General features: G+C 46.2%; 7 protein-coding genes. All 7 read right to left on the bottom strand.

Annotation, left to right across the window (positions count from 1 at the left end; translation table 11 throughout):
• Positions 1-243 (bottom strand): ATP-binding cassette domain-containing protein (locus CVN76_RS20405; RefSeq protein WP_157805726.1); only part of this gene is annotated, 243 nt, incomplete at its 3' end.
• Between the two features lie 15 nt (positions 244-258).
• Entirely contained in the window at positions 259-1,266 is a 1,008-nt protein-coding gene (locus CVN76_RS20400; protein WP_100532827.1) for a FecCD family ABC transporter permease, read from the bottom strand.
• On the bottom strand, positions 1,263-2,267 hold the full coding sequence (locus CVN76_RS20395; RefSeq protein ID WP_100532826.1) for a FecCD family ABC transporter permease: 1,005 nt from the start codon (positions 2,265-2,267) through the stop codon (positions 1,263-1,265). Before CVN76_RS20395 ends, CVN76_RS20400 begins: the two co-directional genes overlap by 4 nt.
• A gap of 85 nt (positions 2,268-2,352) precedes the next feature.
• A complete protein-coding gene (locus CVN76_RS20390; protein WP_100532825.1) occupies positions 2,353-3,321 on the bottom strand; it encodes an ABC transporter substrate-binding protein in 969 nt (322 codons plus the stop codon).
• A 259-nt stretch (positions 3,322-3,580) separates the two neighbouring features.
• A complete protein-coding gene (locus CVN76_RS20385; protein ID WP_100532824.1) occupies positions 3,581-4,828 on the bottom strand; it encodes an MFS transporter in 1,248 nt (415 codons plus the stop codon).
• A gap of 128 nt (positions 4,829-4,956) precedes the next feature.
• Entirely contained in the window at positions 4,957-6,210 is a 1,254-nt protein-coding gene (hisD, locus tag CVN76_RS20380; RefSeq protein ID WP_100532823.1) for a histidinol dehydrogenase, read from the bottom strand.
• Positions 6,211-6,269: 59 nt separating this feature from the next.
• Positions 6,270-6,873, bottom strand: a 604-nt coding sequence (locus CVN76_RS20375; protein WP_198512607.1) for an ester cyclase, incomplete at its 5' end; no start/stop codon positions are given.

The raw sequence follows: 6,873 nt of genomic DNA, 5'->3' as shown, positions 1-6,873 counted from the left end.
AATGGCCAATTTTCTTGCCACTTCCTTGGAGGATTGAAGGGCGATCGATTTTCCATCTAAATAGATCGTACCTTCCTGAGGCATCAATAATCTAGCCAGGGACCGTAAGATGGTGGATTTGCCGCACCCATTGGATCCTATGATTATACTTATTTTGCCTTCAGGGATGTCTAAATCAATATCATCAATGATTCGATTCGATCCATAAGAGAGAGAAAGATGCTCTGCTGATAATGTTGTCATAACCGCCAGCCTTCCTTATGTTATTTTTCGTTCACGACGTAATAAATATAAAAAATACGGCACGCCAATCACCGCGGTGATAATTCCGGCGGGTATTTCTATTGGCGGGAATAATCCCCTCCCTAGGCTATCGGCGACGAGCAGAAAGATTGAACCAAAGAGAGCTGATGCAGGAAGCAATACCTTGAATTTTGACCCTACTAATCTACGGGCAATATGGGGGGCAATCAAACCAATGAACCCGATGGAACCAACTGCAGCTACACATACTCCAATTAAAATGACTGAAACACCAAGTAATATATAGCGCAGGGATTTTGATCTTTCACCGAGACCTGTAGCAATATCGTCGCCAAGACTCAGCACATCCAATTTAGAAGTTAAGGCAATCAGTACCGGGACAAGAATAAGGCATGGCAGCAATATGAATATTTGATCCCATCCTCTTCCCCATAAACTGCCCGTCAACCACAGCAGTGTCGTATTTACATCATCCGGGAATTTGACCATGAAATACTCTATGCCCGCTTGACATATGGCCCCTAAAGCAATACCCACCAGGGCGATCGTATTCGGTTGAGCTCCTTTTTTATAAACGAATACCATCAAAATGGCCGCCATGATCGCCGCTCCCATGAAGGCCGAAAGAGGCAGGATGATGAGGGGGGATTGCGGAAATAAAACGATTACGATAACAGCCGCCAATCCGGCCCCTTTCGTTACCCCGATCACATCGGGAGAAGCCAATGGATTCCGCAGGACTCCCTGCAAGATGGCTCCAGCCGTTGCCAATCCGGCTCCCACTATCACAGCAATTAAAATGCGCGGTATACGATAGTTGTGCAGAATGAATGCCTGGCTTTGCATTCCTTCTCCAAGCAAGTGTTGGATGATTTCTAAAGGTGATATATATATGGCCCCTAACCCCAGGCTCACCATCGATAGGACCAACGTAATCATGGTCAGCATCAGGAGAATGGAATTTGGGCGCAACCTTGATTTCACTTTCCGTTTTCGTTTCATTGCTTAATATTCCTCCCTCTTCTCGCTAAATAAAGGAAGAATGGTGCACCGATGATGGCTGTTACGATGCCTACCGGCGACTCGAACGGATAGGCGATAAAACGGGCGAGAACATCTGCATATACTAACAATACAGCGCCGAATAAGGCCGAAAAAGGAATGATTCTTCGATAATCCCCACCCACCAGCTTTCTGGCGATATGAGGAACGATCAGTCCAACGAAGCCGACTGGACCTGCGACGGCCACCGAAGAACCGGCCAAAATGATCACCAAGATCCCTGCCAGAATCCGGATTCGTTGAACCTTCTGTCCAAGTCCTTGGGCCATATTTTCTCCTAAGACAAGGATGGAAACCGATCGGGAGAACACGGCAGCAATCAATAACCCAGAAAGGGACCAAGGGAGAATCAAATTGACATGCGTCCATGTTTTTCCATTGATCGATCCCACTAGCCAATAGAGCACGTCTTTCGCTTGCTCATTAAAAATGATCATTCCTTGCGTTAAAGAAGATAAAAAAAAGTGAACAGCCATCCCGGCCAATGCCAGTTTTACTTGTGTCATTCCCCCTCCCGAAGCAAAAGAATAGACCAACATCCCCGCCACTGCTGCCCCAGCAAATGCAAGACAAACAAGAGAGACGGAAGAGAGGCTAGGAAAGAAGACAAAGGCGGACACAATAAAAAATGAGGCTCCGGCATTAACCCCAAACACTTGCGGCGAGGCTAGTGAATTCCGGGTGATAGCCTGCATGAGGGCACCCGCAACCGCTAAATTTGCACCGACTAAGGCGCCGACCAAGGCTCGGGGTAAGCGAATGGTCCTGATGATGGTTTGTTCCTTGGAGGAATCCATCGCCAAAAAGGATTTCATCACCCTTGATACATCTATATCGGCTGCACCCACCGTAATGCTGGACAAGACTCCAATCATTAACAAAACCACTCCAGCTACAGCTGTACCATATACTTTCATTTTACTTTTACTTACAATCTCCATTTACAACACAACACACTTCCTAACAAAATTTAAAACGACTGGAAAGAGAAGTAAGAATCAATTCTCTTACTCCTCTTTTATTCCTTTATTTTTCATCAAGCATTTTTAAAGTGTCTTTGGCAATGGCCTCTGCGGATACAACCCCACGGTATCTTGTCCATAAATCACGATCAACGCTGTAAACTTGACCTTTTTTTACCGCCTTCAGGTTTTTCCATAGAGGATTGTCCTTCCACTCATCAGTAAGCAGCTTGCCCTCATTGTTCGCCAACAGCAGGATATCTGGATCAATCTCGACAAGCTGCTCCAGATTCATCTCAGCATGCGGCTGTTCCTGCTGAATGGCATTTTTCAATCCCATCCGTTCAAGCAATTCTCCATCATAGGAAGAAGATGTATGAGCCTGGAAGGAAGTATCCCGCACAACTGCTGGCAGAACCGTCATATTGGATTCAACAGTAAGCTTTTCCTTAAGGTCCTTGATCGTTTTTTCATGTTCGGTTAAACGTTTTTCTGCAGCCTCTTCCTGATTGACTGCCTTTGCAATCGTTTTAAAAGAATCCAGGTTTTCTTGATACGTCGATTCCCGACTTTTCAAGATGATCGTAGGGGCAATCTGTTGCAAATCTTTATAAATTCCTTTATGACGCTCGGCATCTGCAATGATCAAATCCGGCTGTAAAGAACTGATGACCTCTAAATTAGGCTGTTCACGCGTTCCTACTGAGGTATAATCTATTTCTTTCCCTACAAGTTTTGTAATCATATCTTTTTTGTTATCATCTGAAATTCCAATAGGTTCCAACCCTAGAGCATTTAAAGAATCAACGAAAGATAATTCAAGGGTAACTATTTTTTTCGGAGTATGCTTGATTTCCGTTTCTCCCATTTCGTGCTTGATCGTTCTAACGTCTTGATTCTTTGCTTCTGCAGATGTTTTCTCTGCTTCTGTCGTTTTTTGAGAGGTATTGCATCCTGACAATATCATCATGACCGTGAATAACAGGATGAATATTCCTCCCCCTACTGTTCTTGCTTTCTTCGATTCCCGCATTTTTTGCACCCTTTCTGTTTTAGCAGTGAACTCTTAATTGAAAATGATTATCATTATCTTGTTGTTATGATAAAGTCATCGACTGATACCGTCAACATTAGTACGATTTTGTGAATAAAAAACATTATGGCCATTAAGAAAGCCAGCATGCATTTAATTGCTCATGACATTGATGTTCTTCATGGGAACCGGCTCAAAAATAAAAAAGGCAAACCCCTCAAGGGTTCACCTTTTCATCTTTCATGTATGCGTTATCATTTCAGCGTACACTCATTTTCTTTTCGTCATCATCTCCTACAATAGGATAGATTTGATCGGAAGATTGCCCTTTGGCAGGTTTTACCTTCCCTCTGATCAGGAGCGTGGACACGATCGACAAAATGCCGATGATGAGGAAGCCGGTCGTCCTAGAAAACATTTCAATCAGGATCCCGATAAGGACAGGGCCCAAAAACATCCCCCCGGAATAGAGGCTTTGGAACAAGCCCAGTCTCGTGGATTGCTTGATTTCCGGTATGTTTTCGACGGACCAGGAGGTGACAACCGTAAAGATCAAACCGTATCCAAAGCCTTGTAGCGCTTGCAGGAGAAAAAGCACCGACAGATTTTGGGCATAGGGAATCGCGATCACGATCACACCTTGCAATACCGCACCTATAAACGCCGTTTTCGATAATCCGATTTTTTTGTAAAAGTAGCTTCCGCATAATGCTGCCGCCACCCCATAAATGATCAGATGCGTGTTTGCGAGCATGCCAATCATCAAGGGATTTGCGCCTAGGTCCGTCGCTACTAGAGGTGTGAACGTATCCCTTGTTGCAATGGTCACCATCAAGGCAACCGTAGCCAAGGCGGAAATGATCCAGATTTTTTTATCGGTCACTTGCTCCACCAGTATTTTCTTATCGTATTTCGCCTTGATATCCTTAACGCTCAAATCCTTGGTGAAGCAGGTTAATATCAATGCAAGGATCGCTGCGGCAACAGCAACCAGGAAACTATAACGATAGCCATAACTGTTGGCCACCAACGCACCGGTCGTCGTACCAAGGATCGAGCCAATCGGCGATGCGACGCTCAATATGGCGACAGCCTTCGCAGCTTCCTTCACTCCATAATAGGAAGCGAACATGACGTTGTAAATCACCCACGTCGAGCCTGTCAGTCCGTCTGAAATCTTCCCGAGATACAAGGTAGTTGCATTCGGTATGAAAAAGGCTAACGTCCATAAGACGATCGTGATCAACAGCCCCACTTGGATGAACAGCCTCCGTTTATGCATCATGTCTGAAAGCACGCCCAATGGAAGTCTGGTCAATAAGGCGACAATTCCCGAAATCCCGATGATGCTGCCGATTACCACGGAGTCGAACCCAAGTTCTTTAGCGTAAGAGGAGATAAATGGGTCAAAGGCCGTAATGGTGACAAAGAACAGTAAGCTAATGATAAAGAATAAAATGGTCTCTTTTCGATTGTTCATTTTATTGGTTCGGTTGACATATTCCATCCTTTCATTCCCCTCCCTTGCCTTCCCTTCGGTCGGAAAGGCGCTCTTTTATCTCATGATGCCATAGCCCCCCATCCACTTTAAAGGGGGGCTTATAGCTTTATGGAGCTTGCCTTATATCATTCATTTCACGACATTCTGACCGTGGCCGATAGTTTATGGCCTTCCAATCCTTCAATTTGGGATTGGTCTTCTGCATGGGAGGCCAGGAATTGAATGCCTTGGCCTGTAATTTCCTGATGGGTCATCACCTTCACATAGCTTCCTGCCCATAATCCGCCCGTATACCTTGCTGCCTTTTGAGTGGGCAGGGTATGGTTCGTGCCAGATACCTTGTCCGAAAAGACGACGGAGCTGCCTTCGTCGAGGAACAATGATCCATAATTATATAACCTATCCATCAAATCACGGCTTTTTTCAATATGCAGATGCAAATGCTCTATGGCATAGTCATTGCAAATATCGAGACCTTCCTGCAGCGATTCCGCCAAAATGATTTCGCCTCTTTTTTCCCATGATTCATGAGCGGGGGATGATGGTGAAAAGGATTTCAAAATCCGTGCGACTTCGGTTTCCGTTTCCTTGCCAACCGCCCGGGAAGTCGTAACGAGAATGGCCCGTGCGTAAGGATCGTGTTCTGCCTGGGCAAGCAGATCAGCCGCGATTTTCGTCGGTGATGCAGAATCATCGGCAAAAACCATGACCTCGCTCGGTCCTGCAATAAGGTCAATGCCTACCTTCCCGAATACTTGCCGCTTTGCTTCTGCCACGAAACGGTTTCCAGGCCCGGCGATGATATCCACTTCGGGAATTGATTCCGTTCCATACGCCATCGCCGCAATTGCCTGGGCACCCCCGATGGCAAAAATGTCTGTCGCACCGGAACGAATCAATCCATATAAAACAGCTGGATGGATGCCGCCTTCATAATTGGCCGGACTACAGGCAACGATCCTTTTTGCTCCGGCCACCTTTGCCGGGGCAACGACCATGGGCCCTGATGACAATAAAGGGAATCTCCCCCCTGGTACGTATGCACCTACCTTTTCGATCGGGACGATTCGATGCCCCATTTTGATCCCTTCGCCAAAATCCTTTTCGAATGGTGTCAGACAGCTCAGCTGCGCCTTGGCAAATTCACTGACCCTATCCACGACCCGGTCGATGAGTACTTTCACCTCATCTGGCAGCGTCCTCATGCAGCGCTCCAGCTCCTCTTCACTTACCCGGACCGGACGATCGGATTGGCCGAATTTCCTTTCGTATTCCTGAACGGCCGCATCTCCGCCCGCTTTTACATGCTCAATAATGGACTTTACCGTTTGTTCTACATCATTTGAAGAGGTCTGCTCCAACGCTTCCGCTTTCTTCATATACTCCATCTCTTTTTCCTCCTATTCGTGTCATTACCTGCTGCAGCGCAGCCGCTAAAACCGATCAATCATGATACGCCGGTAAAGTTCCCATCTTCCACTGTCGCTTCAGCATTTTGTTCATTCGGTAAATGGATTTGGCGCAATACTTCCATCCCATCAAACAATAACCATTCCTCGAGGATTTTTTCATTACGGATTTTATAATGGCTGATTCCAGCAATATCGATGGCTTTTCCGCTAGGCGCTCCAAAGTATCCTGTTCCTTCGTGCATTCCTTGGATTCTCCAGCGCACCGCTACATCCCAGTCATTTTCCGAGCCGCGTTTATTGCACGTCACCCGTTCCACGATCACTTTCCCGTTCGGAACGGAGGCGAACAAACTCATGAACATTCCTTGAATTTCACTCGCCCCAATGACATCCTTATTGCAGACATAATGAACGACGGCATTTTCCTCATAATATTGACGAACGAAGTTAAAGGAACGCCGTGCCCAGATGCGGTTGAATACAAGCTGCATGAACTCCCCGATCTCGAATTCATCAGATGATGGCGTGAAGACCTTTGGCGGAAGCCCCATTTCCGCTGTCTCATTAAAGCCGAATTGAATCGATGGAGCAAGCTTTAACGTGCTTTTGGCCATTTTTTTGGCCACCTCTGCCGGGTCA

The organism is Bacillus sp. mrc49, from assembly GCF_002803435.1.
Note: the sequence above shows the minus strand (reverse complement) of the source record. Positions and strands in the feature narration are given on the sequence as shown.